Origin of the sequence: Pseudomonas sp. GM25 (genome assembly GCF_000282255.1) — a bacterium.
Taxonomy (GTDB): domain Bacteria; phylum Pseudomonadota; class Gammaproteobacteria; order Pseudomonadales; family Pseudomonadaceae; genus Aquipseudomonas; species Aquipseudomonas aphyarum.
In genome coordinates this window covers 138,303-164,962 of the sequence record NZ_AKJQ01000034.1, presented here as the reverse complement: position 1 = coordinate 164,962, position 26,660 = coordinate 138,303, and the positions used below count along the sequence as shown (strand labels likewise).

Here is a 26,660-nt window from a genome sequence, read left to right as displayed (position 1 = left end):
AATGACAAGTGATGGCGGCTTTTTGTGGAATTGAGACTGAGTCTGTTCGGCGTCAAGCGCTCGATTGATCTGAGCGGTCTGGCCCGTTTTCGAAACACCTGGGTGGTCTTGGCAGCGTCGGCGCTGGTGATTCCGCTGACCCTCTGGCTGCTCGCCCCGGCGGCGGTGCCTGACCTTGCCCACGGCAATGTGGCCGGGGCGCAGGCGCTGAAGGAGGGCTGGAACAAAGGCGAAATCATCGTGCTGGTGCGCCATGTCGAGCGCTGCGATCACTCGAAAGCCCCGTGCCTGAGCGGCAATGATGGCATCACGGATCGCTCGCGCAGTGTCGCGGTGAGCGTCGGCGCGCAGTTCGAGCAGTTGGGTCTGGACAAGGCCGACGTCTACAACAGCCCGATGATGCGCACGGTGCAGACCGCCGGCTACATGTTCAACAAGGCGGCGACCGGCGAAGACTGGCTGATCAGTTGCAAGGGCCGGATGCTGCAGGACGCGCTCGCGCACAAAGTCCCGGGACGCAACCTGATTCTGGTGACCCACAGCGAATGCATGGCGCAGCTGGAAAAAGACCTCAAGGTGCCGGCCTCGACCCTCGGGTATGGCGCATCGCTGTTTGTTTCCGCCGCCAGCCCGGCGGCCCCACAGATGGTCGGCTTCATTGAAGCCTCCGACTGGCGCACGGTGACCACCCAATGAAATCACGCTTTTACGCTTACAACTTCGGCATCCCGCTGCTGTGTGCAGCCGTGGTTTTTCTAATGTTCGACATGACCAACATCGACATCGCTTTTAGCAATTTGCTGTTCGACCCACTGACCCACACCTTTCCGCTCGACAAGATCCATTTCTTCGAAAAACTGACCCACAAGTGGGCGCGGATCATTCCGAACTGGACGGCGGAAATCGCCTTGATCGGCGCCATGTTGTCGTTTGTCTGGCCGCTGGTGAAACCGCAAAAGCATCCGCGTCTGGGCGGTTTTCTCGAGCGCAGCAAAGTCGCGCCGGTGCTGCGCTTTGCCGCCGATCACCGTAGGGATTTTCTGTTTGTGGTGGTGGCTTTCGCGGTCTGCACCGGGGTGATCCATTTCCTCAAGGCGCACACCAGCGTTTACTGCCCGATCGAAACCACGCTGTACGGCGGAAAGATGCCGCACATCGAGTGGTACAACAATTTCCAGCTGTTCCACGAAGCGGGTGAAGGGCGTTGCTGGCCGGGCGGCCATGCTTCCGGTGGCTTCACCATGCTGGCGTTGTATTTCGTGGCGCGTCGTTATCAATGGCGCTTTTCCAGCGCATTGTTGTGGGGCTCGCTGCTGCTCGGTTTTGTCTACGGCACTACGCGGGTCCTACAGGGCTGGCACTACATGTCCCACACATTCTGGGCCGGGATCTTCGTGTGGCTGGCGTGTTTGCTGACGGCGCTGGCGTTCTACGGGCGGGCTCGTCTGGAATTGCCGGTGTTGAGCAAGCGAGAGCGGACGGTGTTCGCTGCACAGCCTGAGGCTTCTCTCTGAGTCCTCGCCGCTGAAATGAAAAACCCGCCATCACCGGCGGGTTTTTCGTTTGTGCTGTGGTGGTCTCAATAGCCCACGAAGTAATACGCCTGGCGCCCGACCATCATGGTCTTGTGGAGTTTCAGCGGGGCGGCGGGTTCGCTGTCTCCCGACATCACGGCGATGTTCGATGGCGAGGCGCTGAGGAAGTCCTTCAATTGCGCATCGGTGTCCAGGCCCTTGAGGACGCTCCGGGTATAGAACACGCTGGCGCCGCCGACCCGTTCGTTGGCTTGAAACAGTGCGACATGATTGCCGCTCTCTTGCAGCGACTGGATGTGTTCGGTCAGCGGCAGGAACGACAGGTGTTTATCGGCGTTCGGCAGTGCCCATTGCGCGGCGCCAAGGTAGCTGGCGATGACCACCGCCAGTATCCCCGCCGCCAGTGGCTGACGATGACGGGCGATTCGTCCGACAAAACCATTCTTGTGATCCTTCAACTTGTCGAACAGCACGCCCGCGTATTCCGCTGCAATCACTGCCGCTGCGGGCGTCATCGACATCAGGTACACCGTGCGTTTGCTCGAGGCCAGGGTCAGCAGGATGAACTGCGCGATGATCCACAGGCTGAAAAACAGCAGATAACGGTTGGCCTTCAGTTCCTTGCGAAAATGCCACAGGCCCAGGTACACCAGAATGTTCCAGGGCAGAAACGCCTGCGGCAGTTTGGCGATGTAATAGTAAAACGGCTCGTAGTGTCCAGCTTCGACGAACGATCCGCTGAAACGTCCTACGCTGTTGGTCAGCAAGACTTCCCTGACTGCCTGGGCGCCGCCGTGCTGATAAAGCACGGCGAGCCAGATCAGCAGCGGGATCAGCCCGAGCGCTGTCAACAAACCGGGCCGCAACCACTCGGTCAGTTTGAAGCGCTTGCCCATCAGATTGTCGGCCAGCAGATAAGCGAAAATCACCACGCCCGGCATCGCCAGGCCGAGCACGCCTTTGCTCAGCGTGGCGATGGCGATCCCGGCTATAAACAGCAACGAATTGGCCGGAGTCGGTGCTCGCTGCGCCCGGAAGAACGCCAACAGCGCCGTGGTCACGCCGAGTGCGAGCAACGCATCCTCACCGACGCCGCGCACGTTGCTCCAGTAACTGGCCATGGTCGCCAGCAGAATCCCCGCCGTCCAGGCGATGGCCTTCGGGCGTTCGAAGTGACGCAACATGGCGTACAGCAGCATCACACTGAGCAACCCGGCCACCGCCGACGCCAGTCGCACCGCCCAGGGTGACACGCCAAAAATACGCATGGCGCCGGCGTCCAGCCACAGGCTCAGTGGCGGTTTCTCCAGGAAGGGTTCGCCGAACAGACGCGGTATCACCCAGTCGTCGTCCAGATGCATTTCCATCGCAATGCCCGCAACCCGGGCCTCGGTGGAGCCTTGCAGTTGATGGTTGCCGAGGGCGAAAAAAAACAGCAGGGCGGCAAGCAGAAGCAGGGAAGAGGCGGCACGCGACATGGGTTCAGGCAACCGGAAGTGAGCGGAAACCCGAGCTTACGCGGCCAATCCTTAATAATTTGTGAACGTCAGGGCAGCGGTCGTGACCAGCGTTGCTCCGGCGTTTCAAAACGCTGATTGACCCGCGCCGTCAGCACATGATCCTGCCAGCGCCCTGCAATGTTCAGATACGCCTTGGCATAGCCCTCACGCTCGAATCCAAGGCGCTCCAGCAACCGGGCGCTGCGCTCATTGCCGGGAATGTAGTTGGCCATGATCCGGTGCAGGTTCTGGGTCTCGAACATATAGGCGATGGCCGCCTCCAGCGCTTCCTGCATCAAACCCTTGCCCTGATGCGCCTCGTCGATGTGATAACCCAGATAACACGCCTGAAACGCACCGCGAATGATCCCGCTGAAATTGCAGGCGCCGATCATCTGCTCGCCATCCGGGGACAGCAACGCCATATGTACCGCGAGCCCGGCTTCGAAGGCGCTGGCCTGTATTTCAAGGCGCCGGCGGATCTGTTCGGTGGAGAAATAGTCGGTGGTGCGAATCGGTGACCACGGCGCGAGGTGACGTTGATTGCGCTGGTAGAACGCGCTTTCCAGCGGCGCCTGATCCGGGTCGAGTACCGCGAGCGTCAGGCGTTGACAGGGCAGGGTCAGCAGCGGCATCGGGTGCTCCGGAGGCAGGGGATGATTGACAGAATTGTCCGGCCGGACGGAAAACACAACTGGATCGCCGAACGCGGAGCACTATAAATTTTCCTGATTCACTTCACATCCGGTTATGAGATGCGTCGTTCAAGGAGGACATGATGGAATGGGCATTCAAGGCGGGGGAGCAGTCGCTGCGACTGATACCGGCGGATCCGGCGTTTTATTCGTTGTTTCAGCAGGCGCTGAATGCCAGCTACCTCGATCATTCGGAATTTCTGCCCTGGCCCCGTGAGTACACCAACGCGGAGCAGGCGCTCGAGTTTCTGCTGAAGGCCCGAAAAGAGTTCAACAGTGAAACCGGCGAGCGACGATGGCTGATCGTTACCGAAGACGGGCAAGCGCTGATCGGTTGCATCGGACTCAAGCCCCGCTCGCGCAACCGCTACGTCGTGGGTTACTGGGCCAACACCGAGCAATCGGGCAAGGGCTACATGCGCGCCGCCCTCACGCACCTGCTCAACAACCTTCCTGAATTCACCTTTTACCTGACGGCGTCCTCTGCCAATGCGCGAAGCCGGCGTCTGGCCGAGGCTGTCGGGTTTGTGTTGATCAGGATCCACCCAGGGGCCCGGCAATCGGAGCGGCACGGCGAGCAAGACACCTGCGTCTATCGCCTGCCAGACAAAACGCAGGCGAAAAAAAGCCCGCAGGAGCGCGGGCGAACCGTAGTTTCTTGAATGAGCGAGGCCAATGTACACGGCCATCACCGCCGCCGGGGTGAAGAAAAGTTCATGTCGATGAACGACTTGCGTCATCGACGAGCGGTCGTTTTCAGTGCACGACAGACGCCGTCGTACGGGGCACCAGATTCACCGGATCAAGGTTCTCCACGGCGCGATTGACCAGCATTTCGGTCATGATCGACAGTTGCCGGATCGCCAGCAATCGGCTGCGTTGAGAACCCGTGAAATCATCGGCAATGTTGGCCGTCACCATGTTGAGCGCCGCCAGCGTTTCGCAGGCATGGGTCAGCAGAGTGGCCGTGTCCACGTCGGTGCGCACGGTAAAAATCTCGTTGAAAGGCAGGGTTCGACGCGGCTTTCTCACGTATTCCTGAGGCTGGTTGAGTACTGCCGGCTCTTTCGATTCGGCTTCGTGAGGCGATGTTTGTTCAGGCAGGCTTCGGGTGTCTTTTTTCATGACAAGGCTCCATGGTTTCAGGCTCCCGGCGAACTCCTTTGGTAAACCATCTGCCGGGTTGCAGCGGAGCGCGAAGACTAGCGTTTGGAAGCATCTTGAACTAGTTCATGAAAGTCGACGCGGGTTGCGGGAAATTTCCTAGGATGTTGGCTGGAGGCGTCATTGGATGCGGAACGGCGGATGCGACAAGGCCCGCACTGGGCGAGCCTTGTCGTTGAGAGTCGGTGGGCCGGGGTAATCTGAATTAAATTTCTAACCTATTGTTTTTTATAATTAAAACCTGTTCTGATTATTCGATGGAATACCATCTGGAATACTAAAAACCAAAAAAGAGGCTTTTTTGTATTTGGCTTAATGAAAGTAGACGCTCAGTCGGTGAGGCTGCAGCGCTTGTAGCCCGGAAAGTTAATCTGTCTCCTTCATCCCCAATCCTTTCGGCAGCTACCATCGTTTCTTATGACCTCACGCTGGCCATCAAGCATAGGCACTGCGGCATAGTGTTATGGCTCAGCATGATGAATCCTCGCGCTTGCCCCGCCAAGCCAGGGCGGTTCATAACAGAGATTTCCTGCTTCCATCCAGACTGGTTTAGGCAGTAGTTTTCCAAAAATTAGACCAATGTAGTTACTGCAGACTCTTTACCTTCTAAGCCTAGCGCGCTAGCCTCATCCGTGATGGCGATGTGCCTAATCAGGGATTCGATTTGTGGCTAAGACTTCCTATAGAGTGGACATGCCTTGCTTTTCGCTTAGAGCTGATTCTCGTCAGTTAGGGTGCGCTTTTCTTCCGCATTCCTTCTTTCTCAAAATTCCAGACCTCATAAGATCCGCAGACTGTTGTGGCGTCCTTCCAATTTTTTTTAGCCCGCTTTTCAAGGAGGAATCTACGTGACGATAACTTATGGCGGGACGCTTCCGGATTCTAGCTGGGGATGTGAGTTCACCGAGGTATTCAATGCAAATGGAATTGACTTCGTAAAACTCTGCCATGTTCATGTGTCCCAGATATCAAAAATAGCCAAGGTACTTTCCGAGTCTGTAGTGGATACTTCATGGATGATGACCTTGGATGCCGGCACCAGATCCTCCTATGAATACACTGTTCAAGAAACCGCGCAGCTTCTTGTCGAAATATTTAAAGCTGCTGAAAGAGAAGACTCTGTCGTTGATGAGTTTGGTGAGCTAATGGTCTCAATGGGAGCGGCCAAAGCTCTTGAGGTTGTTTTCAAACACACTCTCATACCCATCGCGGAGCTTTGGAAGCCTCAAGCTAAACAGAATGAAGGCTTCGATTTTCATAGTATATGCCCTGGCCATATCATAAATTTTGGAGAGGCGAAGTATTGCTCAAGCACTACTTCGTATGGGCGTGCGCTAAAACAAGCTGGAGAATTCGTTACGGTAAAAAAACACAAACGAGATAGAGTTCACTTAGTAAGCCTGGCTACAAGCGAAGGGATTTCTAATCTTGATAATAACGTTCATGGTGTTATTGCGGCGTTTTCGATTCATGCTGATGATCAGCTCACAGTATATAGAAATGCACTAAAGAAAGCTGCAGAGTTTTCCGAAAATCATAGCGTGAAATTTGTTTATATGATTGGTGTGACTCATGAAGGTTAGATTGATTCGAAATAGTTTGACTCCTTTTGAAGATCTGGTTGGAGTGCTTGATGAAGTCCATAGGATAGGGCCGATTAATTCAGGTATATTAGAAACTCTATCTTTATATAGAGTGTTTCATCCGGATGTGTTTTCTCAGCTTGAAGAGCGAATAATCTCCGCGCTAGGACTTTTCTATAAGGTAATTAGGCCTGAGAACCTATATTCTTTGCTTCTATCTTCCATAGGTGAAGCTCATAAAAAAACCTACGGGGGATACTTGACTCCCGTGCAGGCAAGTGTTCGTCGAGCTATTGATAACAAGCAATTTGTATCAATATCGGCGCCAACTAGTGCTGGGAAGTCCTATTCGATTCGGGATTTCATTGCTGAGCAAGAGGGGGATGCAGTTGTTGTTGTACCTTCTAGAGCTTTAATTGCTGAATATATAAAAACTATGAAGGATAGATTTGATGGCGATAAGGGGGTAATGATCACTCCATTTGTTGACGCTATTTTTACAAGTCGAAATCCTCGTAGAATATTTGTACTCACTCCTGAGCGAGCTAGAGATCTTTTTACAACTTCAGCCAAGCTGGATCTAAGAGTCTTTTTCTTTGATGAAGCACACGTTTCTGAAGATCGGTCGCGGGGTGTGATTTTTGATGTTTTAGTAAGGCGAATACAAAAAACATTCTCATCAGCAAAACTTATTTTCGCTCATCCTTTCGTGGATAATCCTGGCGCTCAGTTTAAGAAACACGATATTCCTGAAGGTAATGGTTATGCTAGGTCTTACACTCACGGGACGGTGGGAAAAATTTGTGTCTTTCAACATTCAAATGGCAACTGCTATATATTTTCACCTTTCGAAGAGAAAGGTAATCTTCTACGCAATTGTATAAAATTTGAGGGTGGATTTGAGTCTTTTGCCTTTAGTGGTGATCATTCAATTTTAATTTATGTGTCCAAAGCATCTATTTATAATGGCTCCTTTCTAGAGGGGTATGAAGAGCATATAGCAAAATTTCCAAGCATTACGCATCCTAAGGCCAGGCAGATAATAACTTCTGTCGAGAATTTGCTTGGTGCCAACAAAATTGATCACCGCTCAAGAATGGTTGAACTACTGCAAAAAGGAGTAGTTATCCATCATGGATCAGTTCCATTAGAAGTTCGCTTTTTGGTCGAAGAATTCATTCGGGCAGGTTTTGCAAAGATTTGCTTTGCAACCAGTACCCTTGCTCAGGGTGTAAATATGCCCTTTGACATCGTCTGGCTAGATAATATGCGATTTCAAGGCGAGAGTGACGAAGAGAAGTCACTTTCATTTAAAAACTTGATTGGGCGAGCGGGGCGGCTTTCAAAACAAGCGATATTCGATTATGGATATGTGTTTACAAGAAGTGCTGATCTTTTTATTACTAGGATTAACGATAAATTTGTGTTGAACGAAAGGTCAGTCATAGATCAGCCGTATGACGAAGATAGTGATAACGCCGAGCTCTTAGATTCTATGAAAGATGGGACATTTGACGACGAGCTCCATTTGCCCTCTACAAAAATTGATAGATTATCCTCTCCTGAAGTTATTGACGCTGCCAAAGAAATATTGGATGTGCTGTATGGCTCAAATTTGACTATTAGAAGTGTCCTTCAGGGGAATGAAAATCGTGATACCAGAATTCGCTTGAATGACTATTTTTTAGTTATCTTCGAGCGTTCTTTGGACAGAGAGCTAGGCAAGGGGGAGATGAATGTCTTTGAAAGTGCAATCAGCATAATGCTTCAAACGTTTCAAGGTCGATCATTCAAGGAGATTGTAGGGGTTAGATATAGCCGTATATCACGTAGGAGCTTTGGGCGTCGTGGCGCTGCTGAGTTTTCTCAGCCGGCTCATAAGTTACCTCATAGTGGTCTTTATGTTTATTCACTTCACAAAGATGGGACGCCCGCAACTGATGTCAGTTACGATGTGGTCGTCTTTGATACATATGATTATCTAGATCAGGTTATATCTTTTTCCCTATCGGACGTTTTTATAGCGGCTTTTAAAATCTACAAAACGTTAACCGCTGATGCCCGTGCAGACAAGATGATTGAGTTGTTAAGGTTTGGAACAAATAATTCGATGCATATGCTACTTATGCGTTACGGTTTTGCGCCCGAAGATATCGAAGAGATCACCGGTTATGTGCAATCTATATCGGAGTCAAATATAGTATTTAAAAGCACTGTTTACGAGGCGCCTTATCATGTGCGAGATATTATCGATTGGTACCTCCCTTAATGAAAGAGGTCGTTATAGGTTGTAGTAAGCGATACTGGATTTATTGTTGCTCTTGCAAGCTCAATTGTTTGTTTTTAAGAGCTACTTGATAGCGTAGAATTTCAATTTGAACTGGAAAGCAATGCAGGAAAACTGGGGTCAGACCACGTTTACGTGCAATAGGATGCAAGTTGTTTATGAAAATAGTAGTCTGACCGAAGTTTATTTTTTTGATTTGAAAATGTTTGGGAGGGCTTGTGACTCACCGAAAAATTAAAGGGCTGCTCCGTAGTGTAAACCTACCATGAAGGATGCTCAGGTTTTTTTTCTCGAGCTATAGACACTCGTTGAACGACCTCATGACATTTGTCTTTATAGATCTGTTCCTTTAATAGCGTCATGGCGTATTGCTTTAATTCAGATTTATTAGAGAAGCCTTTGTCAGCAATTAGCTGGATTAATGTTTTTATATAGCAAAATATCGTCTCAGATACGTCATCCGGATCATCGGGGATCTGGTAAAAATCTCTTCCTTCATGAACTAGTTTGTTTCGGATGTCGTTATATATGCGGTCGAACTCCTCAAGGATGGAGTGGAATTTGTTGGGGGAACGTTCGCAAATAAGGGCGGCTATGTAACTCCGATGTTTCCATCCCGTCCATTTTTTTTCAGGATCGGCAAGGCCGTCCAGTGTAAATAATAGGTTTAAAAATTGTGACTCGCTACCAATCGAGTAAAACGACTGCCTGCACGAGCGTAATGATGAAGTTACGGATGAGGATATTTCGTTTGTAATTTCTTCATTGTAGATGGCGGCTAAATAGTGAGTGCCTGGATAGAATAGGTCGTCGACTTGAGGTCCTAGCCAATTATTACTAACCGATAGTGGCTTTGATATTCCGCTAAGCTTCAGCGGCTTCAAGTGTGTTCTCTCAGATGGGATGATTTCGACATCATAAAAGCCATCATCGCGCTGTCCAGCCGGATTTGGCGTAAATGCTTTATTTTTAAAGGAGCTGTGGGAGTATCTTATGATGTCTAAAGCATGTTCTGCTAAAGATAAGCATTTATTTATAACGTAGTCGTTATGGTCTATGGTGCGATTGAGCCTTAGTAGGTCTCGATAGTTTAGTTTGCAGTTAAATTGTACGTACTCAGTTTCTAAATCTGATAACCGCTCGTAGGGTTCTTGGTCGAATTCTTTGCGGCAGAAATATGTATACTTTCCCAGGGTTAAGGTTTTTTGTATGTAGATTTTTTCTAGAGGGATTATAATTGTGCAGTTTAATGTTCTGTTGTCCGTCTCCAGTTCAGCTATTTCGGTATTGGAGTCGTGAGACTGAGCTTGCTCAATGTCAATCCAGTCGAAGCAGTTCCTGAAGTCTTCAAGTAAATCTCTGTCGTATTCGTCGGCAGTAAAGCTTGGTGCGCTAAATGTCACGCCGTCGCCTTCTGGGAATGCACTTGCCCAGTACCCGAGGCTTCTCAGTTTTTTAAGTGAGCTTGATATTTCAGCGTTTTTATTTACGAACTCCTCTCTACACCATACGAGATTTCCATAATGGCCGACTCTAGGTGGCAAAAATCTGGCTTTCATTTGATTTCCTTATTTGAGAGCAGTCGTTTTGTCAATTGTTAAGGCCGGTGTGTCGTCTATCCAAGACGCATCGAGATATCCATCAGCAGTTGCCGGTCATTCCCTAGCCGCTCCCAGATCAACAGAGCTGTGAGTTGATAATAATACCGGGTGGCATCGGAATGGTCTTTCAGGTGTTGAGTGAGAAACCAGCGCACATGCTTGAGCTGCCAGATGCAGGGATTATTGCGTTGCCATAGGAAAAAGGATGCGTGGTTTCAGGCTCCCGGTGAATTCCTTTGGTAAACCATCTGCCGGGTTGCAGCGGAGCGCGAAGATTGGCGCCCGAAACAATCTTGAACCAGCTCATGAAAGTCGACGCGTGCTGCGGGAAATTTCCTAGGACGCCTGCAGGCAGGAGCGGAGTTCGTCCGACGCCAGCGTGTGCTTGAAGTGATGTTCCCACAACCGCACCCCCAGCCCGCCCGAACGATCCAGCGACGAACCTACCGTCAGGTTCGTAAGTAACGTCGGCTGCAAACCGGCATCAAACAGCGCAAACCCGGCGGCCAGACAGCAGGTTTCGGTTTGCAGACCACAGACCAGCACGCGATCCAGGTTCAGGCTTTTCAGATTTTCGATTGTGTCCGGAGAGGGCGCGTAGCCGTATTTGATGAAGATGCGGTCTGCGGCGATCAGGCTGTCATCGTCCGCCGCCGGGTGCCAGCCGAGCTGACGCTGGAACGGTGTGCGGGTTTCATCATGGCGCTCTACCGTGGCGACGCTGGGCAGTTTATCGATGAGCGATTGAATACCGTCGATCAGCCATTGCGGCGGGGAGAAGCTGGGTTGGACGTCGATGATCAGCAGTGCCTGGCGCATGAGGTCTCCCGGGATGAATCTCCAGATGCGACAAGGCCCGCACTGGGCGGGCCTTGTCGTTGAGAGTTGGTGGAGCCGGGGGGATTTGAACCCCCGTCCGCCAGTACTCCGCTGTCGGTACTACATGCGTAGCCGTGTCTATTAAGTTAACCCTCAGCGACCCGACGGGCAGGGTGCTTTGGGCGAGTTGTGTAAGTTTTAGCCGCTTCGTCCACAACGTACTGCACGGCGATTCTGTTCTATATGACAATCATTTTGGGTTTACAGACATCCCCTGATGATTGCTGGACCCGAAGGTACCAGGAGTGCATGTCAGCTGCAATTAAGCAGCGAGAGCAGCACCGTATTGGTCGTCATTGGCAACTATAAGTAGTTGCAACAGTGGATTTACGACTTCTGTTACCAAGTCGGCATGCACCTAGAGTTTCGCAACCGGCGTCGAATCCTAAACGGCCCCGAGCCTGGTGCTCTGTGAATCTTGTGAGCAACAAGCCTGCGCAGTGTACGCCAAACAGCTCACAAGGCCAACCCGAAGGTTGGCCTGAGCTTCGATCAGTTGTTGGTTCCGCTGGTTTTGCGGATTTCCAGAATGGTTTGCTGGGTTTCAGCCACGCATTCGTCAATCTTGCCCTGGGCCTTGAGTGCCTGGGCCTTCTGCACACTGGCTTCTACCCGTTGATTCAGGTCGGGCGATGCCATTGCCTGCGCCTTGGCGTTGTTGATGGTTTGCAGATTGGCATCGCACAGATCGGCGGGCTTGTCGGCGGCGAACGAAGCAGACGCCATCATCGAGGCAGTAACGAACAGACCTAACAGTACAGAACGTTTCATATGAATCTCCTTGAACTGAGGGATCCAGACTTCGCTGGCCGTCAGGACGGGCAACCGAATGGAGGACAAGCCCCGATTGTTCGGGGCCTGTTCTGTGGACTGCGGTCGCTCGCAAGGGTTCTATTTTTCTTCAGAGGGCAGTTGCGGGGGCCTTGGCTCGGGTCACCCGATCCACCAGATACACCAGACCGTGGTAGTCGATTCCGCCGTGTTGCGTCAGACCGATCTCACAGGTGCGGCTGGTGGAAATCCCCTCGCTGCATTGTTGCACCGCATCCCTGAGCGTTCGCAGTGAGTGGCTGTTGAGCTCCGGCGTGGTGAAACCCTTGTCGCCGGCGAAACCGCAGCAGTGAATGCCCTCAGGGATCACCACGTTCTTGCTGCATTTGCGGGCCAGGTCGATCAGCGCCTGGCTTTCCCCAAGGTGCTGAGTACTGCAGGTCACGTGAACGGCAATCGGTGCTTCCTGCGGCGTGAACTCCAGACGATCCATCAGGTGCGTACGGATGAATCGCACAGGGTCATACAGATCCAGGCGAACATTTCCCACATCCTGAACCAGCCGCAGCGTGCAGGGGCTGGTGTCGCAATAGATCGGATCGAGCCCGCCGCGACTGGCCTGGAGCAATGCGCCGATCAGTTCCTGACGCTTGTGCTCGGCCTGTTCGGCATAGCCCTTTGACGCGAAAGGCTGGCCGCAGCAGAGGTTGTCCAGATTGTCCGGAAACACTACCTGATAACCGGCCTTTTCCAGCAAGCCACGGGTTTTGTCGTACAGCGACATCTGCTCCTTGTCGCCCGCCGCCGGCCCCATTACTCGCGATACACAGGCTGCCAGATACACAACACGCGGGCGTTCGTCCGACACGGCCGGGCTGAAGCGAATGGCTTTTTCCGGTTGCGGCATCGCGTTGGTCCACAGCGGCACCTGACCTTTGGACAGCCGCGTCAGCGTGGCCGAAAGCTTCGCCAGTCGCGGTGCCCCCAACAACATCCGCGCACCGTTGGCCACATGCAGGGTGAAACGCGCACCTTGCAGGGTGGTGGCGAAATTTCCTTCGATCAAGTTGGCGGTTTTCGTATGCGTGGCGTGACGGCCGCGCAGCTTTTTCACCAACTCGCCGGTGTTGATGCCTACAGGACAACGTTGCGCGCACAAACCGGTCGCGGCGCAGGTATCGATGCCTTGGTAGTCGTAGGCTTTTTCCAGTTCGGTGGTGTCGATTCCGGCACGTTTTCGCGCCTGGATATCGCGCCAGATTACGATGCGCTGGCGTGGGCTCAAGGTCAGGCCTTTCGAGGGGCAGACCGGTTCGCAGAAACCGCACTCGATGCATTTATCCACAATCTCGTCGGCCGCTGGCAGCGGTTTCAGGTGCTTGAGGTGGATCTGCGGATCTTCGCTGAGCACCACGTCCGGATTGAGAATGCCGTTGGGGTCGAGCAGGCGTTTGAGCTGCCACATCAATTGATAGGCGTCGGTGCCCCATTCGAGTTCGACGAAGGGCGCCATGTTGCGTCCGGTGCCGTGTTCCGCCTTCAGCGAACCGCCGAACTCCACGGCCACCAGTTGCGCCACGTCGTCCATGAACGCCTGATAGCGTGCGACTTCTTCCGCGCTGTTGAAGCCTTGGGTGAAGACGAAGTGCAGATTGCCTTCCAGCGCATGTCCGAAAAGGATTGCTTCGTCGTAGTGATGTTTGTCGAACAGCTCGATCAGGCGGTTCACGCCGATCGCCAGTTGCTCCACCGGGAAGGTCACGTCTTCGATGATCACCGTAGTGCCGGTCTTGCGCACGGCGCCGACGGCGGGGAAGGTGTCTTTGCGGATCGCCCAGAGGCGGGCGTTTTCGACCGGGTCCTCGGTGAAGTCGACCTGTTTTTCCACCGGGAAGGCGCTGAGCGACGCCATGATTTGCGCCAGCTGTTCCTGCAGCAAAGTGGAAGAGGCGGCGCGGGATTCGATCAACAACGCGCAGGCATTGTTCGACAGCTGCTGTACGAAAGCCGGCATGCCGGGTTTGTCCTGCACCGAGCGCAGGCTGCGGCGGTCGAGCAGTTCCACGGCGGAGACCGGTTGGCTTTTCAGCACGGTGACGGCGTTGCAGCAGGTTTCCACATCCGGGAAAACGATCAGCGCCGAGGCCTTGTTCGGGTGGTCGATCACCGTGTCGTAAGTCACCGCGCTGATGAAGCCGAGGGTGCCTTCGGAGCCGACCAGCAGGTGGCTCAAGATATCCACAGGCTCATCGAAATCCACCAGGGCGTTGAGCGACAGGCCGGTGGTATTTTTCAGACGGTATTTGTGGCGAATTCGCGCGGCCAGTTCGGCATTGGCGCGGGTCTCGCGGCCCAAGGTCGCCAGACGTTCCAGCAGTTCACCGTGGCTGACTCGAAACGCCTCGACGCTGGCAGCATCTTCGGTATCCAGACGTGTGCCGTCGGCCAGCACCAGCCGAATCCCGGCCAGCGTGTGATAGGTGTTTTGCGCGGTGCCGCAGCACATGCCGCTGGCGTTGTTGGCGACGATGCCACCGATCTTGCAGGCGTTGATCGACGCCGGATCCGGGCCGATCTTGCGCCCGAATGGCGCCAGCCACGCGTTGGCCTGGGCGCCGATTACGCCCGGTTGCAGACGGATCTGCGTGCCCTGGCCGCGAATTTCACGCGCGTTCCAGTTATCCCCCAGCACGATCAGCACAGAATCGCTGATCGACTGGCCGGACAGGCTGGTGCCAGCGGCGCGGAAGGTCACCGGGACCTGATCGCGCTGGGCCAGTTTCAGCAGCGCCACCACTTCATCTTCGGACTCGACGCGGATCACCAGTTGCGGAATCAACCGGTAGAAGCTGGCGTCGGTGCCGAAGGCCAGGGTCGACAGCGGATCGTCGAAACGGCGTTCGGCAGGAATCAGTTGCTGCGCATCGCGCAGGAAAGTCGCCGGTAAGGTCATTGGTCCTCCAGGATCAACACCACCAGGTCTTTCGGGCCGTGGGCGCCGTAGGCCAGCACTTGTTCGATGTCGGCGGTTTTCGACGGGCCGGACACCAGTAATGCATTGGTCGGCATGCCTTGCGCCCACTCGAATTCCTGCTGCACCTGGTAGAAGTTGTCGCGGATCTGGCTGGCCTTGAGCAGTGCGAAATGCACTGGCGGTACCAGGCTCATCAGCCGTGGTTCTTCGCGGGTCGGCCAGAGAATCAGGCTGCCGGTGGCGGCAATCCCGCCGAGGGTGCCGGTCAGGCTGGCCGGAGTGTCGTTGAACAACTCGGCTTTCCATTCCTCCATCGGCCGGTCGTAGGACTTCAGCGCCGGCAGATCAGGATTGTTCGCCCAGTGTTGAGTGATTCGCTGCCCATGGGGCGTAGTCGGTGCGATCAGCAGGCTCGGTAACTGACGGTCGCGCAGCAATTGCGCCAGCAGCGCCGGCCACGCATCAGCGGAAGTCAGGTGGATTTCGGTGTGCACTGCTTCCATCAGTTTGCGCAGTTGCGGGATCCGTTGTTCGGCGCTGTAGGTGTAAGGCTGGGTCACCAGATCGACGTCGAAGTTGTCGGCAATCGGCGTGGTGCCGGTCAGGCTTTTCCGTAACTTGCCGAGGATGTTTTGCTTGGCGCTCATCAACGGTCTCCTTGTTTGGCCAAGTGTTCGCGAGCCATGTCATGCAATGAGCGGGCGGCGGGTTTCGGCGCGCTGTGATTCTGGGTCCACGGGCCGACGTTGTTCGGCGCCAGCGCGCGCAGGCGTGTGGCGAAAAACGCAAACAGTCGATACAAAGTCGGCGAGCTGTTGAGCTTCGCCCAGGCGTTCCAGATGAAGCGTTCCTTGCGCGAATATTTGCTGCCCTGACCGCGCATCACTTGATGCGGCGTGTCCGGAGCTTTGACATTCTCTTCGCGTAGGCGGCGCAGCAGTGCGGGAATAGGAATTTTTACCGGGCACACTTCACCGCAGGCTCCGCACAACGAAGACGCGCTCGGGTGATCCGGGACTTTCGCCAGGCCGACCATGTGCGGGGTGATGATTTTGCCGATCGGGCCGGGGTAAACCTCGCCGTAGGTATGGCCGCCGACGCGGGTGTAGACCGGGCAATGATTCATGCAGGCGCCGCAGCGGATGCAGTTCAGGGTCTGGCGCAATTCGCTGTCGGCGAAGGCCTGGCTGCGACCGTTGTCGAGCAGTACCAGATGCACTTCCTGCGGGCCGTCGAGTTCGTGTTCCTTGCGCGGGCCGGAGATCATGTTGACGTAAGTGGTGATCGGAATGCCCAGCGCCGAGCGGGTCAGCAATGACAGCAGCGGCACTACGTCGCGCAGGTTTTCCACGACTTTTTCGATGCCGGTGACGGCGATGTGCACCGGTGGCACGGTGGTGGTCATGCGGCCGTTGCCTTCGTTTTCCACCAGCAGCAGGGTGCCGGTTTCGGCCACGGCGAAGTTGACACCGGAGACGCCGATGTCCGCTTCGAAGAATTTCTGCCGCAGGACCCTGCGACCGATCTGAATGAGTTGGTCAACGTCCTTGGTGTATTCCACGCCAAGTTTGTCGTGGAACAAGGACGCGACCTGACCGGCATTCTTGTGGATTGCCGGCATGATTATGTGTGAAGGCTTCTCGTGGTCGAGCTGGACGATGTACTCCCCCATGTCGGACTCCAGACATTCAATGTCCCGAGCCTCGAGGAAATGGTTCATCTCCATCTCTTCGCTGACCATCGATTTGCCCTTGATCACTTGCCGCGCCTCGTGAGCGCGGATGATCGAAAGGACGATGCCATTGGCCTCGTCCACCGTTTCCGCCCAGTGCACTGTCACACCGTTGCGGGTCAGGTTCTGTTCCAGTTGCTCGAGCAGGTCGGGCAACTTGGAGAGCGCGCGGGCACGGATTGCATTGCCCAGTTCACGCAGGTGTTCTCTTTCGTGGGCATCGCTGAAAGCCGCTGCCCGCTTGGTCATCAATGAATCCATCGCGGTGCGGAAGTTGTTCCGTAACTGCGAATCGCCCAGGGCATTGTGTGCCCGGGTGCGGAAATCTTCTTCTACGGCAACCGTAGGAATAATCGTGGAAGTGCTCATCGCGCACCTCCGGTTCGTTGCCAGAGAAAGCTCGCCAGGTGTTGCCCGCGCAGCGCTTCCTTCTGTTTTTCCAGCGAGCCGTTGATGTTCATCAGGCAGCCGCAGTCGGCACTGAGTACCTGATGCGCGCCGGATTCCTTCAACGCCCGGGTCTTGTCAGCCACCATCGCGCCGGAAATGTCTGGCATACGGACGCTGAATGTCCCACCGAAGCCACAGCATTCGCTTTCATGGTCGTGATTGACCCGTTCCACGTTGCTCAACTGCGCCAACAACTCGCGGCCGTGCAGGTGGGTGTTCATTTCCCGTCGCGCCGAACACGAAGTGTGCAGCGCCACTTTCACCGGCTCGCCGCTGTCCTTGAGCTGCACCTTGCAGACGAACAGCAGGAACTCGGCCAACTCGTAGGTGCGGGCCGCGAGGGCCTGAACCTGTTTCAGCGTTTCCGGCTCGTCCTTGAACAAGTCGGCGTAATGCTCGCGGATCATCCCGGCGCACGAACCCGACGGCACCACCACCGGATAGTCTCCGGCAAGCAGCGCCAGTTGCGAGCGCGCCACCGTCCGTGCCTGTTCGGTGTAACCCGAGGTGTAGGCCGGTTGTCCGCAGCAGCTCTGCCCTTGCGGGTAGTCGACCCGGATGCCTTCGCGTTCCAGCAAGTGGAGCGCGTCCATCCCGGCTTCCGGGTAGAACAGGTCGACCACGCACGTGCCGAACAGGTAAACCCGCGACGGTTTCTCGCTGGGGTATTGCCGGGGTTCGGGCAGTGGCGGTGCGACGCGAGTGGCGTTGGGCACAGCGTTGTAAAAAAGCTCGCTCATCAGGCGTGTCTCCGGGTGGGCCCGGTTATCCGTCTGTTGAGGCTGCCGAATATAGAGCGCGTTGCTTTCAGCAGCCTTACAGACCGGGTTGTGAATTGCTGACGCCGGAATCACGAACCGGCGTCGGTTATTTCCATGTCGCTTGTAGTTTTCTTGTAGGTGTCAGTGCACCAACATGCCGGTGAACCAGTAGGCCTGGGCCAAAGTGATCAGGCCGACAATCGTGGCAAAGAATAGGCTGTGCTTGAGGGTGAAGCGGAACAGATCGGATTCCTTGCCCACCAAGCCGGTTGCTGCGCAGGCCACGGCGATCGATTGCGGCGAGATCATCTTGCCGGTCACGCCGCCGCTGGTATTGGCTGCCACCAGCAAGGTGTCGTTGACCCCGATCTGGTGCGCGGTGGTCGCTTGCAGCGAACTGAACAGGGCGTTGGACGAGGTATCGGAACCGGTCAGGAACACGCCGAGCCAGCCGAGGAACGGCGAGAAGAACGGGAATGCCGCGCCGGTTGCCGCCAGCACCAGAGCCATGGTCGAGGACATGCCGGAATAGTTGGTGACGAAGGCAAACGCCAGCACCATGCCGATCGACAGGATCGGCCAGCGCAGTTCGTAGAAGGTCTCTTTCAAAGTGGTCAGACCAGTTTTGAAATTGATCTTCAGCACCAGCATCGAGATCAGCGCAGAGAAGAAAATCGCCGTGCCGGTCGCGGAAATCGGGTCGAGTTTGAATACGGCCGGGATTGCAGTCGGAGCGGCAACGATCGGTGCGGTCTTGATCACCAGTTGATCAAGGTGCGGAATCGCGAAGTTGAACACCCAGGCGTACATCGAACCGCCGGCGGCGAACATGGCCTTGAAGGGTTTGAGAGTCCAGATGGTCACCAGCACGGTGAGGATCAGGAACGGCGACCATGCCTTGAAAATTTCCCCAAGGCTGTAAGGCGAAGCGACGGTGGTGCGCTTCTGGCCGAAACCGCCGACGCTGGCAGTCACCACCGAAGCGGAAACAGCACCGGCAATGTGCTGGCCGGCGGCACGTTTCGGCTGCCAGACCTTCAGGAACAGGGTCAGCGAAATCAGGCTGGCCAGGGCCGACGTGATGTCCGGCAGTTCCGGGCCGATGAAGTTCGAAGTGAAGTATTGAGTGACGGCGAAGCTCAGGCCTGCGACCAGCGCCGCCGGCCAGGTTTCACGCACGCCGCGCAGGCCGTCCATCATGAACACCAGCCAGAAGGGCACGAACAGCGACAGCAGTGGCAGCTGGCGGCCGGTCATGGCGCCGATCTTGAACGCGTCGATGCCGGTGACTTGCCCGGCCACGATGATCGGAATCCCAAGTGCGCCGAACGCTACCGGTGCGGTGTTGGCAATCAGGCACAGGCCGGCGGCGTACAGCGGGTTGAAGCCCAGGCCCACCAGCAGCGCAGCGGTAATCGCCACTGGCGCACCGAAACCGGCGGCACCTTCGAGGAATGCACCGAAGCAGAAACCGATCAGCAGAACCTGCAGACGCTGGTCATCGGTGATCGACAGCACCGAGCTGCGGATGACCTCGAACTGACCGCTCTTGACCGTCAGTTTGTAGAGGAATACCGCCGCCACAATGATCCAGGCAATCGGCCACAGACCATAGGCGAAACCATATCCGGCGGCGGCGAACGCCATATCGACCGGCATCTGGAACGCGAAGATCGCCACGGCGATGGCCAGGGCGAGCGTGATGCTGCCGGCCACATGACCTTTGAGGCGGAACACCGCCAGAGCGAGGAAGAAGAAAACGATGGGGATGACGGCCGCGAGTGCGGACACGCCGAGACTGCCGAGCGGGCTGTAGAGCTGTTGCCAGGTTTGCATATGGGGTGGCCCCTAATTGTTGTTGGTCAGGCACTGTCAGCGTTCTTGGTTAATTGGTAAGACCAATTTACAATCGCTGTTGGCTAGGGTAAAAGCCTTGATATCGGTGTGTCAATTTGCCGCCCTAAAACTTTTGTCGAACAACCGGACGGCGAGTCGGATTGCACCGGTTGAATTGGCGTCATCTGGCAGGTGTCGGCGCAGCGTCGATAGGCCAGAATAGAGAGCCCGGCGAGCGGTCGGGATGGTGGAGAGTTGAGTGATGGGGTTTGATCAGATACGTCAGCGCCGTTTGTCTGACGACATTGTCGAGCGACTGGAAGGGATGATTCTCGAGGGCACGTTGAAGTCCGGCGAACGTCTGCCGGCGGAGCGGGCACTGGCGGAACAGTTCGGCGTTTCCCGGCCATCGTTGCGTGAGGCGATTCAGAAACTGGCGGCCAAGGGTTTGCTGGTCAGCAAGCAGGGCGGCGGCAACTATGTCGTGGAAAGCCTCGGTTCGACGTTCAGCGATCCGCTGCTGCAATTGCTTGAAAGCAATCCCGAGGCGCAGCGCGATTTGCTGGAATTTCGTCACACGCTGGAGGCATCGTGTGCCTATTACGCGGCATTGCGCGCCACAGATGTGGACCGCGAGCGGCTGACGGCTGCGTTTGAAGAATTACAGGACTGCTATTCGCGTCACGACGAGGTGAGCCGGGCGGAAGAGGGTGCGGCGGATGCGAAATTCCACCTGGCGATTGCCGAAGCCAGTCATAACGCGGTGTTGCTGCACACCATTCGCGGGCTGTTCGACCTGCTCAAGCGCAACGTGGTGACCAACATCGGTGGCATGTACAAGCAACGCACGGAAACCCGCGACATGCTGATCACGCAGCATCGGGAATTGTATCTGGCGATTATCGAGGGGCGCGCGGAACAGGCGCGTGAAGTGTCCAGCCGACACATTCTGTATGTGCAGGAAGTGCTGGAAGAGGTGCGGCAGGAAGTGCAGCGCATGGCTCGCGCCGAGCGACGCAAAGGGATGTAGACATGACCGTTCCCGTGCCGGGCTCGGGAACGGTCATTCAGGCAGAGGAATCAGTCTTCCTTGCCCTTGTTGCGCACCGCACGCTGCAACTCGCGACCGGCGTCGCGTTCGCGTTCGGTATCACGCTTGTCGTATTCCTTCTTGCCCTTGCCCAGTGCGATCTCGCACTTGACCATGTGCTTGCTCCAGTACCAGGAGAGGCACACGCAGGCGTAACCCTTCTGCTGCACGGCGGCGGCGAGCTTGTCCAGCTCGCGGCGGTTGAGCAGCAGCTTGCGGGTACGCACCGGGTCGGCAATGACGTGGGTGCTGGCGGTCATCAGAGGCGTGATGTGGCTGCCGAGCAACCAGGCTTCGCCATCCTTGAGCAACACGTAACTGTCGACCAGTTGCAGTTTGCTTGCCCGCAGACTTTTTACTTCCCAGCCGGCCAGGACCAGACCAGCCTCGAACTTGTGCTCGATGAAGTAATCGTGTCGCGCCTTTTTGTTTTGCGCGATGGTCCCTGTTGGGTGTTTCTTCTGTTTAGCCATAGGGGCGGCATTATATGGAGATAAACGGCTGTCGGCTACGGTGATGCTGCGTGCTTGAGCAGGTTGAGTGAATCCCGGACAATGCGGCCTCTTTTTCTAACGCTTGGGCGTGATAAACGATGTCGACAGACAAGGTTTCTGTCCACGGCAGTTGGGCTAGCCGCTGGGTTTTCATATTCGCCGCGACCGGTTCGGCCGTGGGATTGGGCAGCATCTGGAAATTCCCCTACATGGTCGGGGTCTACGGTGGCGGCGCCTTCGTGCTGATGTTTCTGGCGTGTATCGCGCTGATCGGCATTCCGGTGATGCTCGCCGAAACCCTGATCGGCCGGCGTGCCCGTCAGAGTCCGGCGAATGCCCTGAAGGTGCTGGCGCTGGAAGCCGGGCATTCGGGCAAATGGTCGTGGGGTGCGTTCGCCGGGATGATCACGGCGCTGCTGATCCTGTCTTTCTATAGTGTGGTCGGCGGCTGGTCGCTGGATTACATCATTGATATGGGGCGCGGGGACTTCCAGGGTGCGACGGCCGATCAGGTCGGGGCGTACTTCGGTAATGTCATCGCCGATCCGTGGCGCATCACGCTGTGGCACACGGTTTTCATGCTGTTGTCGGCCGTAGTGATCGCCAAAGGCGTGGTTGCCGGGCTCGAGCGCAGCCTGCGGATCATGATGCCGCTGCTGTTCGTGATGGTGCTGGTGCTGCTGGGTTACAGCATGACTACCGGGCATTTCATGGAGGGCGTGCACTTCATGTTCGACTTCCACCCGGAAAAAGTCCTCGACGGCTTGCTGCCGGCCATGGGCCACGCGTTCTTCTCCCTGAGCGTGGGCGTGGGCTCGATCATGATCTACGGCGCCTACATGACCAAGGAAGCCTCGCTGTCCGGCACGGTCGTGGGAGTGGCGCTGCTTGATACCTTCGTTTCGCTGGTGGCCGGTCTGGCCTTGTTTCCGATTGTGTTTGCCGGTGGTTTGAACCCGAGTGAAGGCCCGGGGCTGATGTTCGTCAGCCTGCCATTTGCTTTCGGTAACGTGCTTTTCGGCCAGTTGATGGGCGTGGTGTTCTTTGTTCTGGTGGCCATTGCCGCCTGGAGCTCGGCGATTTCCCTGCTGGAGCCGATGGTCGCCTATCTGGTCGAGCGGACTAAAATCAGTCGTGCCTGGGTGACATTCTGGTTGGCGTTCACCTGCTGGTTCGTCGGCCTGGGCACGGTGTTTTCCTTCAATATCTGGAAGGAAGCCAAATTTTTCGTGAACGATGGCGGGGTGTTCCATCTCTACCAATGGGGTGCGGCCGGTGGCCTGGACTTCTTTGGCGTGATCGACTTCTTCACCTCGCGGATCATGTTGCCACTCGGCGGACTGTGCTTCGTGCTGTTTGCCGGTTGGGTGATGGGGCGTGAAGCGGTGCGTGACGAATTGTCGATTCGCAGTCCGGCGCTGTTCGCCCTGTCTCTGTTCTTGATGCGCTATGTGGCGCCCATCGGCATTCTTGTAGTGTTTGCCGCCCAGCTCTGGAAGTGACGCTTACATGACGACACATATTCAACGATCGGCGCTGCTGCCTTACCCGGCGCAATTTCTCTACGACCTGGTCAATGACGTGGCGCGCTACCCCGAGTTTTTGCCGTGGTGCTCGTCTGCTGAAGTCCTGGAAAGCTCGCCTGAGCATATGCGCGCCAGTGTCGGCGTGGCCAAGGGTGGCCTCAGTCAGCACTTCGTGACGCGCAACACGCTGGTGCCGGGGCAGTCGATTGAAATGAACCTGGAGGAGGGGCCGTTCAATCAGTTGCACGGCGTCTGGGTGTTCAAGGCGCTGAACGAGAAGGCCTGCAAGATCAGTCTGGATCTGTCTTTCGACTATGCCGGGCCGCTGGTCCGCGCGACGCTAGGCCCTTTGTTCAATCAGGCGGCCAATACGCTGGTGGACGCGTTCTGCCAGCGCGCCAAGCAGATGCATGGTTGAGCCGGTGATCGAAATCGAAGTGGTGTATGCCGCCGTTGATCGTCAGGTGTTGCGTGTAATCAGTGTCGCTGAGGGTACAACAGTGCGTGCGGCGCTGATGGCGTCCGGGATTGATGCTGAATTTCCGGAGCTGGATCTGCAGAGCTGCCCTTTGGGGATCTTCGGTAAAGTGATTGCTGATCCGGACACTCGGTTGGTTCAGGAAGGCGATCGCATCGAGATTTATCGACCGTTGCTGGCTGATCCGAAAGAAGTGCGTCGTCTGCGTGCCGCGAAGGCTGCCGAAGCCAAGACGCGAAATCAGTAGGCTGGCCAAACGGCAGACAATAAAAAACCCGGAATTTCCGGGTTTTTTATTGCGTCGCAAATTATTGCGGCGAGGTGTCCAGCGGTTCTGGCGTTGGAACCGGAACGGTTTCCACACCATCGACGTCCTTCTGGATCTGATCCAGCAAGGAGCCTGGCTTGGCCGGTTTTTCCGGTTTCGGCTGCTCGACGTTTTCAGCAGGAGCGGTCACGCTGGTGCCACTGTCCTTGCCGAGAATGGCTTCGTCACGGCTGACGCCCGGCATGAAGTCACCGGACAGGCTGACAAGGCGGTCATTCGAGTCGAAAATGACACTCATGCGTTCCTGCTGGCGTTCACCGCCACCAGGTTGCAGGCTGTACAGATAATCCCAGCGGTTGGCATGGAACGTGTCGGCAAGCAGAGGGTTACCCATGATAAACCGTACTTGCGGCCGGGTCATTCCCGGGCGTAACTGGTCTATCATGTCCTGCGTGACGACATTGCCCTGCTGGATGTCGATTTTGTAAACCCCGGGGAATGAACAACCGGCGAGTGCGAGCAGTCCCACAAAGGTGAAACTGGTTAGCAAGAGCTTGGTGTTTTGCATCGGTGGGCGACTTCCACTATCTTGGCTGGGACAACGTAAACGCCGATCATACCCGCATTAAGAGAAGCTGCGAAGCAGCATCGCGAGAAAGCTGACCATGGTTGAAAATAGCGAACTACGCAAAGCCGGCCTCAAAGTGACCCTGCCACGGGTCAAGATCCTGCAAATGCTCGACTCTACAGAGCAGCGTCACATGAGTGCCGAGGACGTCTACAAGGCGTTGATGGAAGCTGGCGAGGACGTCGGTCTGGCCACGGTTTACCGTGTTCTGACCCAGTTCGAAGCGGCTGGCCTCGTGGTCCGTCACAACTTCGACGGCGGCCACGCGGTATTCGAATTGGCCGACGGTGGCCACCACGACCATATGGTCAACGTGGAATCCGGTGAGGTTATCGAATTCGTCAGCACCGAAATCGAAAAACTCCAGAAGGCAATCGCCGAGGAGCACGGTGTCGAGTTGGTGGATCACAACCTGGTGCTGTACGTACGCAAGAAAAAATAAGCATGTCGCGCGAATTTCAGGTTCGCGAAACGAGCGAAGGCGACCCAAGGGTCGCCTTCGTGCTTTCTGCGGTGCTTAAACCTTTGCGGTAACGACCATCTTTTTCGCGTGCGCCAAGGACTCTTTGGTCAGATCGATGCCGCCAAGCATCCGCGCAACTTCTTCTATCCGGTCATTCTTGCTCAGTTTCGAAACGGCTGTGTGAGTGGCCTGTTCGCCACGCACCTTGTGCACGAACAGATGCTGATGCCCCTGAGCCGCGACTTGCGGCAGGTGCGTGACCGTCAGTACCTGCCCGCGATCGCCGAGACGACGCAGCAACTGGCCGACGATTTCGGCCGTCGGACCGCCAATCCCCACGTCCACTTCGTCGAACACCAGCGTCGGAACGCGAGAGGTCTGGGCGGTGATCACCTGGATGGCCAGGCTGATCCGTGACAGCTCACCGCCGGACGCCACTTTGGCCAGGGCCTTCAACGGTTGGCCCGGGTTGGCGCTGACCAGTAGCTCGACTTGCTCCAGGCCATTGGGTTGCAGTTCGCTGCTGTTGTTGGCGCGCAATTCGATGGTGAAGCGACCGCCGGGCATGCCCAGGCGATGAATCTCCTGCTCCACCGCGCTGGCCAGGCTGCCGGCCGCCTGATGACGCAGCTCGCTCAGCTCCCGGGCCTTTTCCTGATAGTGGCGGGCATAGGATCCGAGTTCTTCCGCGAGGCGTTCAATGGATTCATCGTTGGCATCGAGGGCTTCGATTTCGTCGAGCAGCTTCTGCTGCATCTCCGCCACTTCCGTCGGCTGAATGCGGTGTTTGCGTGCCAGCGTGTAGATGGAGTCCAGACGTTCTTCCAGATATTGCAGGCGCGCCGGATCGGCATCGAAGTTGTCGAGAAAACGATTGAGTTCGCCGACGGCTTCTTCGACCTGGATCTGCGCGCTGGTCAGCAGGCTGCTCGCCTCGCCCAGCGCGCCGACCGAATTGTTCACGCTCGATAGGCGATTGAGGCTGGCCGTCAGGGCATTCAGCACGTTGCCGGAATCGCTTTCGCTGCATTGCTCGACCACTTGTCGGCAGATGCCGAGCAGGGTTTCGGCGTTGGTCAGGTTCTTGTGTTCCTGCTCCAGTTCTTCCAGCTCGTTTTCACCGAGGCCGAGGTTTTCCAGTTCTTCGAGCTGGTAGCTGAGCAGTTGATGGCGCGCGCGCTGTTCGTCGCCGGAGTTGGACAGGCGTTCCAGCTCCTGACGAGTCTGGCGCCAGCGCTGGGCGGCCAGATGCACCTGTCGCGCCAGATCGGTGGCCCCGGCGTACTCGTCGAGCAGGCGCCGGTGGGTGTCGGCCTTGAGCAGGGATTGGTGTTCGTGCTGACTGTGGATGTCGATCAGCAGCTCGCCGAGTGCCTTGAGATCGCCAAGCGGACAGGGCGTGCCGTTTATATAGCCGCGTGAGCGACCTTCGGAAGTGATGACCCGGCGCAGGATGCACGGGCCGTCGATTTCCAGGTCGCGTTCCGCCAGCCAGGCACTGGCCTCGGGGATGTCGACCAGGTCGAAGGTCGCCAGGATGTCGGCCTTGTCGGCACCCGGTCGAACCACGCCGCTGTCGGCGCGATCACCGAGCGTCAGGCCCAGGGCGTCGAGCATGATCGACTTGCCGGCGCCGGTTTCCCCGGTAATCACGCTCATGCCGCGATCGAGTTCGAGATCGAGATGTTCAACGATGGCGTAGTTGTGTACGGACAGGTGCACCAGCATAAAGGCCGCTCCCAGGCTTCAGGTCTGGTTATTTATACAGTGTTTTGTTTCGGACTGACAATGCCCTTGCTTAGCTCGATGGGGATGATCCGATCAAATGCTTATCGCGCCCGGGAATGACAATGCAGCACTTTTTTGTAGGGTTAATCATTGTCAGCCCTTGAAGCCTGATTTTGCGGCCCCATATACCGGGGCAGAAGCGCGAATCGAACTCGCGG

At 56.1% G+C, this 26,660-nt stretch carries 24 protein-coding genes, 1 other RNA gene and 1 pseudogene; 10 read left to right on the top strand and 16 right to left on the bottom strand.

The features are described 5' to 3' along the window. Positions 1–24 precede the first annotated feature (24 nt). Positions 25–696, top strand: a complete 672-nt coding sequence (locus PMI24_RS11040) for a histidine phosphatase family protein (protein WP_007953798.1) — start codon at positions 25–27, stop codon at positions 694–696. Next, the gene (locus PMI24_RS11035; protein WP_007953797.1) at positions 693–1,514 is read left to right on the top strand and encodes a phosphatase PAP2 family protein; all 822 of its coding nucleotides are present in this window, start codon (positions 693–695) and stop codon (positions 1,512–1,514) included. The genes PMI24_RS11040 and PMI24_RS11035 overlap by 4 nt, the downstream gene beginning before the upstream one ends. 65 nt (positions 1,515–1,579) lie before the next feature. On the opposite strand, the gene PMI24_RS11030 is transcribed toward PMI24_RS11035, so the two are convergent. Beyond that, the gene (locus PMI24_RS11030) at positions 1,580–3,013 is read right to left on the bottom strand and encodes an ArnT family glycosyltransferase (RefSeq protein ID WP_007953796.1); all 1,434 of its coding nucleotides are present in this window, start codon (positions 3,011–3,013) and stop codon (positions 1,580–1,582) included. 68 nt (positions 3,014–3,081) lie between these two features. Continuing rightward, on the bottom strand, positions 3,082–3,669 hold the full coding sequence (gene rimJ, locus PMI24_RS11025) for a ribosomal protein S5-alanine N-acetyltransferase (protein WP_007953795.1): 588 nt from the start codon (positions 3,667–3,669) through the stop codon (positions 3,082–3,084). 143 nt (positions 3,670–3,812) lie between these two features. Here rimJ and PMI24_RS11020 point away from each other — a divergent pair, with 143 nt between their 5' ends. Further along, a complete protein-coding gene (locus PMI24_RS11020; RefSeq protein WP_007953794.1) occupies positions 3,813–4,391 on the top strand; it encodes a GNAT family N-acetyltransferase in 579 nt (192 codons plus the stop codon). A gap of 94 nt (positions 4,392–4,485) precedes the next feature. Here the strand turns inward: PMI24_RS11020 and PMI24_RS11015 are convergent, their stop codons facing one another. Continuing rightward, on the bottom strand, positions 4,486–4,854 hold the full coding sequence (locus PMI24_RS11015) for a DUF6124 family protein (protein ID WP_007953793.1): 369 nt from the start codon (positions 4,852–4,854) through the stop codon (positions 4,486–4,488). Positions 4,855–5,741: 887 nt separating this feature from the next. Here PMI24_RS11015 and PMI24_RS28805 point away from each other — a divergent pair. Continuing rightward, complete coding sequence (locus PMI24_RS28805) at positions 5,742–6,476, top strand: hypothetical protein (RefSeq protein ID WP_007953792.1); 735 nt, start codon at positions 5,742–5,744, stop codon at positions 6,474–6,476. Next, positions 6,466–8,745, top strand: coding sequence for a DEAD/DEAH box helicase (locus PMI24_RS11010; RefSeq protein ID WP_007953791.1), 2,280 nt, complete (start codon positions 6,466–6,468; stop codon positions 8,743–8,745). Before PMI24_RS28805 ends, PMI24_RS11010 begins: the two co-directional genes overlap by 11 nt. A gap of 278 nt (positions 8,746–9,023) precedes the next feature. Here PMI24_RS11010 and PMI24_RS28800 read toward each other — a convergent pair whose 3' ends face one another. The 10 genes and pseudogenes from PMI24_RS28800 to PMI24_RS10975 all read right to left on the bottom strand — a co-directional run bounded on the left by PMI24_RS28800 (position 9,024) and on the right by PMI24_RS10975 (position 19,767). Next, the gene (locus PMI24_RS28800; RefSeq protein ID WP_007953790.1) at positions 9,024–10,322 is read right to left on the bottom strand and encodes a hypothetical protein; all 1,299 of its coding nucleotides are present in this window, start codon (positions 10,320–10,322) and stop codon (positions 9,024–9,026) included. Between the two features lie 56 nt (positions 10,323–10,378). Continuing rightward, a pseudogene (locus tag PMI24_RS29480) lies at positions 10,379–10,558 on the bottom strand (hypothetical protein); the annotation flags it as partial. Between the two features lie 142 nt (positions 10,559–10,700). Continuing rightward, the gene (locus PMI24_RS11005; protein ID WP_007953789.1) at positions 10,701–11,183 is read right to left on the bottom strand and encodes a cysteine hydrolase family protein; all 483 of its coding nucleotides are present in this window, start codon (positions 11,181–11,183) and stop codon (positions 10,701–10,703) included. Positions 11,184–11,250: 67 nt separating this feature from the next. Continuing rightward, positions 11,251–11,640, bottom strand: a transfer-messenger RNA (tmRNA) gene (gene ssrA, locus PMI24_RS28790). A gap of 95 nt (positions 11,641–11,735) precedes the next feature. Further along, entirely contained in the window at positions 11,736–12,014 is a 279-nt protein-coding gene (locus PMI24_RS11000) for a hypothetical protein (RefSeq protein ID WP_007953788.1), read from the bottom strand. 130 nt (positions 12,015–12,144) lie between these two features. Beyond that, positions 12,145–14,967 (bottom strand): FAD-binding and (Fe-S)-binding domain-containing protein, encoded by a 2,823-nt coding sequence (locus PMI24_RS10995; protein WP_007953787.1) that lies wholly within the window; start codon positions 14,965–14,967, stop codon positions 12,145–12,147. After that, on the bottom strand, positions 14,964–15,635 hold the full coding sequence (locus PMI24_RS10990) for a LutC/YkgG family protein (RefSeq protein ID WP_007953786.1): 672 nt from the start codon (positions 15,633–15,635) through the stop codon (positions 14,964–14,966). The genes PMI24_RS10995 and PMI24_RS10990 overlap by 4 nt, the downstream gene beginning before the upstream one ends. Next, complete coding sequence (locus PMI24_RS10985; protein WP_007953785.1) at positions 15,635–17,089, bottom strand: LutB/LldF family L-lactate oxidation iron-sulfur protein; 1,455 nt, start codon at positions 17,087–17,089, stop codon at positions 15,635–15,637. The genes PMI24_RS10990 and PMI24_RS10985 overlap by 1 nt, the downstream gene beginning before the upstream one ends. Further along, positions 17,086–17,910 (bottom strand): (Fe-S)-binding protein, encoded by an 825-nt coding sequence (locus PMI24_RS10980; RefSeq protein WP_007953784.1) that lies wholly within the window; start codon positions 17,908–17,910, stop codon positions 17,086–17,088. Before PMI24_RS10980 ends, PMI24_RS10985 begins: the two co-directional genes overlap by 4 nt. A 162-nt stretch (positions 17,911–18,072) precedes the next feature. Continuing rightward, positions 18,073–19,767, bottom strand: a complete 1,695-nt coding sequence (locus PMI24_RS10975) for a lactate permease LctP family transporter (protein WP_007953783.1) — start codon at positions 19,765–19,767, stop codon at positions 18,073–18,075. Positions 19,768–20,029: 262 nt separating this feature from the next. Between PMI24_RS10975 and PMI24_RS10970 the strand changes: the two genes are divergently transcribed. Then, the gene (locus tag PMI24_RS10970) at positions 20,030–20,797 is read left to right on the top strand and encodes an FCD domain-containing protein (protein WP_007953782.1); all 768 of its coding nucleotides are present in this window, start codon (positions 20,030–20,032) and stop codon (positions 20,795–20,797) included. Positions 20,798–20,847: 50 nt separating this feature from the next. On the opposite strand, the gene smpB is transcribed toward PMI24_RS10970, so the two are convergent. Further along, positions 20,848–21,330, bottom strand: a complete 483-nt coding sequence (gene smpB, locus PMI24_RS10965; RefSeq protein WP_007953781.1) for an SsrA-binding protein SmpB — start codon at positions 21,328–21,330, stop codon at positions 20,848–20,850. 119 nt (positions 21,331–21,449) lie between these two features. Between smpB and PMI24_RS10960 the strand changes: the two genes are divergently transcribed. From PMI24_RS10960 to PMI24_RS10950, 3 genes are read left to right on the top strand one after another with little or no spacing between them, the layout of a single operon-like run. Continuing rightward, positions 21,450–22,853, top strand: a complete 1,404-nt coding sequence (locus PMI24_RS10960) for a sodium-dependent transporter (RefSeq protein ID WP_007953780.1) — start codon at positions 21,450–21,452, stop codon at positions 22,851–22,853. A 7-nt stretch (positions 22,854–22,860) separates the two neighbouring features. Beyond that, the gene (locus tag PMI24_RS10955) at positions 22,861–23,295 is read left to right on the top strand and encodes a type II toxin-antitoxin system RatA family toxin (protein ID WP_003221509.1); all 435 of its coding nucleotides are present in this window, start codon (positions 22,861–22,863) and stop codon (positions 23,293–23,295) included. Next, positions 23,288–23,602, top strand: coding sequence for an RnfH family protein (locus PMI24_RS10950; RefSeq protein WP_007953778.1), 315 nt, complete (start codon positions 23,288–23,290; stop codon positions 23,600–23,602). The genes PMI24_RS10955 and PMI24_RS10950 overlap by 8 nt, the downstream gene beginning before the upstream one ends. Before the next feature lie 61 nt (positions 23,603–23,663). Here PMI24_RS10950 and PMI24_RS10945 read toward each other — a convergent pair whose 3' ends face one another. After that, entirely contained in the window at positions 23,664–24,191 is a 528-nt protein-coding gene (locus PMI24_RS10945; RefSeq protein ID WP_007953775.1) for an outer membrane protein assembly factor BamE, read from the bottom strand. A 97-nt stretch (positions 24,192–24,288) separates the two neighbouring features. Here PMI24_RS10945 and fur point away from each other — a divergent pair, with 97 nt between their 5' ends. After that, the gene (gene fur / locus PMI24_RS10940) at positions 24,289–24,693 is read left to right on the top strand and encodes a ferric iron uptake transcriptional regulator (RefSeq protein WP_007953774.1); all 405 of its coding nucleotides are present in this window, start codon (positions 24,289–24,291) and stop codon (positions 24,691–24,693) included. A gap of 75 nt (positions 24,694–24,768) precedes the next feature. On the opposite strand, the gene recN is transcribed toward fur, so the two are convergent. Continuing rightward, the gene (gene recN / locus PMI24_RS10935) at positions 24,769–26,442 is read right to left on the bottom strand and encodes a DNA repair protein RecN (protein ID WP_007953772.1); all 1,674 of its coding nucleotides are present in this window, start codon (positions 26,440–26,442) and stop codon (positions 24,769–24,771) included. Positions 26,443–26,660: the final 218 nt, after the last annotated feature.

Coding starts and splice junctions, on each gene's coding strand:
- PMI24_RS11000 (WP_007953788.1), bottom strand. CDS start 12,014: ATGAAACGTTCTGTACTGTTAGGTCTGTTCGTTACTGCCTCGATGATG.
- PMI24_RS10975 (WP_007953783.1), bottom strand. CDS start 19,767: ATGCAAACCTGGCAACAGCTCTACAGCCCGCTCGGCAGTCTCGGCGTG.
- PMI24_RS10945 (WP_007953775.1), bottom strand. CDS start 24,191: ATGCAAAACACCAAGCTCTTGCTAACCAGTTTCACCTTTGTGGGACTG.
- PMI24_RS10970 (WP_007953782.1), top strand. CDS start 20,030: ATGGGGTTTGATCAGATACGTCAGCGCCGTTTGTCTGACGACATTGTC.
- PMI24_RS10990 (WP_007953786.1), bottom strand. CDS start 15,635: ATGAGCGCCAAGCAAAACATCCTCGGCAAGTTACGGAAAAGCCTGACC.
- rimJ (WP_007953795.1), bottom strand. CDS start 3,669: ATGCCGCTGCTGACCCTGCCCTGTCAACGCCTGACGCTCGCGGTACTC.
- PMI24_RS11010 (WP_007953791.1), top strand. CDS start 6,466: ATGAAGGTTAGATTGATTCGAAATAGTTTGACTCCTTTTGAAGATCTG.
- PMI24_RS10980 (WP_007953784.1), bottom strand. CDS start 17,910: ATGAGCGAGCTTTTTTACAACGCTGTGCCCAACGCCACTCGCGTCGCA.
- recN (WP_007953772.1), bottom strand. CDS start 26,442: ATGCTGGTGCACCTGTCCGTACACAACTACGCCATCGTTGAACATCTC.
- smpB (WP_007953781.1), bottom strand. CDS start 21,330: ATGGCTAAACAGAAGAAACACCCAACAGGGACCATCGCGCAAAACAAA.
- PMI24_RS11030 (WP_007953796.1), bottom strand. CDS start 3,013: ATGTCGCGTGCCGCCTCTTCCCTGCTTCTGCTTGCCGCCCTGCTGTTT.
- PMI24_RS11020 (WP_007953794.1), top strand. CDS start 3,813: ATGGAATGGGCATTCAAGGCGGGGGAGCAGTCGCTGCGACTGATACCG.
- PMI24_RS28800 (WP_007953790.1), bottom strand. CDS start 10,322: ATGAAAGCCAGATTTTTGCCACCTAGAGTCGGCCATTATGGAAATCTC.
- PMI24_RS10960 (WP_007953780.1), top strand. CDS start 21,450: ATGTCGACAGACAAGGTTTCTGTCCACGGCAGTTGGGCTAGCCGCTGG.
- PMI24_RS10995 (WP_007953787.1), bottom strand. CDS start 14,967: ATGACCTTACCGGCGACTTTCCTGCGCGATGCGCAGCAACTGATTCCT.
- PMI24_RS10985 (WP_007953785.1), bottom strand. CDS start 17,089: ATGAGCACTTCCACGATTATTCCTACGGTTGCCGTAGAAGAAGATTTC.
- PMI24_RS10950 (WP_007953778.1), top strand. CDS start 23,288: ATGGTTGAGCCGGTGATCGAAATCGAAGTGGTGTATGCCGCCGTTGAT.
- PMI24_RS10955 (WP_003221509.1), top strand. CDS start 22,861: ATGACGACACATATTCAACGATCGGCGCTGCTGCCTTACCCGGCGCAA.
- PMI24_RS11005 (WP_007953789.1), bottom strand. CDS start 11,183: ATGCGCCAGGCACTGCTGATCATCGACGTCCAACCCAGCTTCTCCCCG.
- PMI24_RS11015 (WP_007953793.1), bottom strand. CDS start 4,854: ATGAAAAAAGACACCCGAAGCCTGCCTGAACAAACATCGCCTCACGAA.
- PMI24_RS11035 (WP_007953797.1), top strand. CDS start 693: ATGAAATCACGCTTTTACGCTTACAACTTCGGCATCCCGCTGCTGTGT.
- fur (WP_007953774.1), top strand. CDS start 24,289: ATGGTTGAAAATAGCGAACTACGCAAAGCCGGCCTCAAAGTGACCCTG.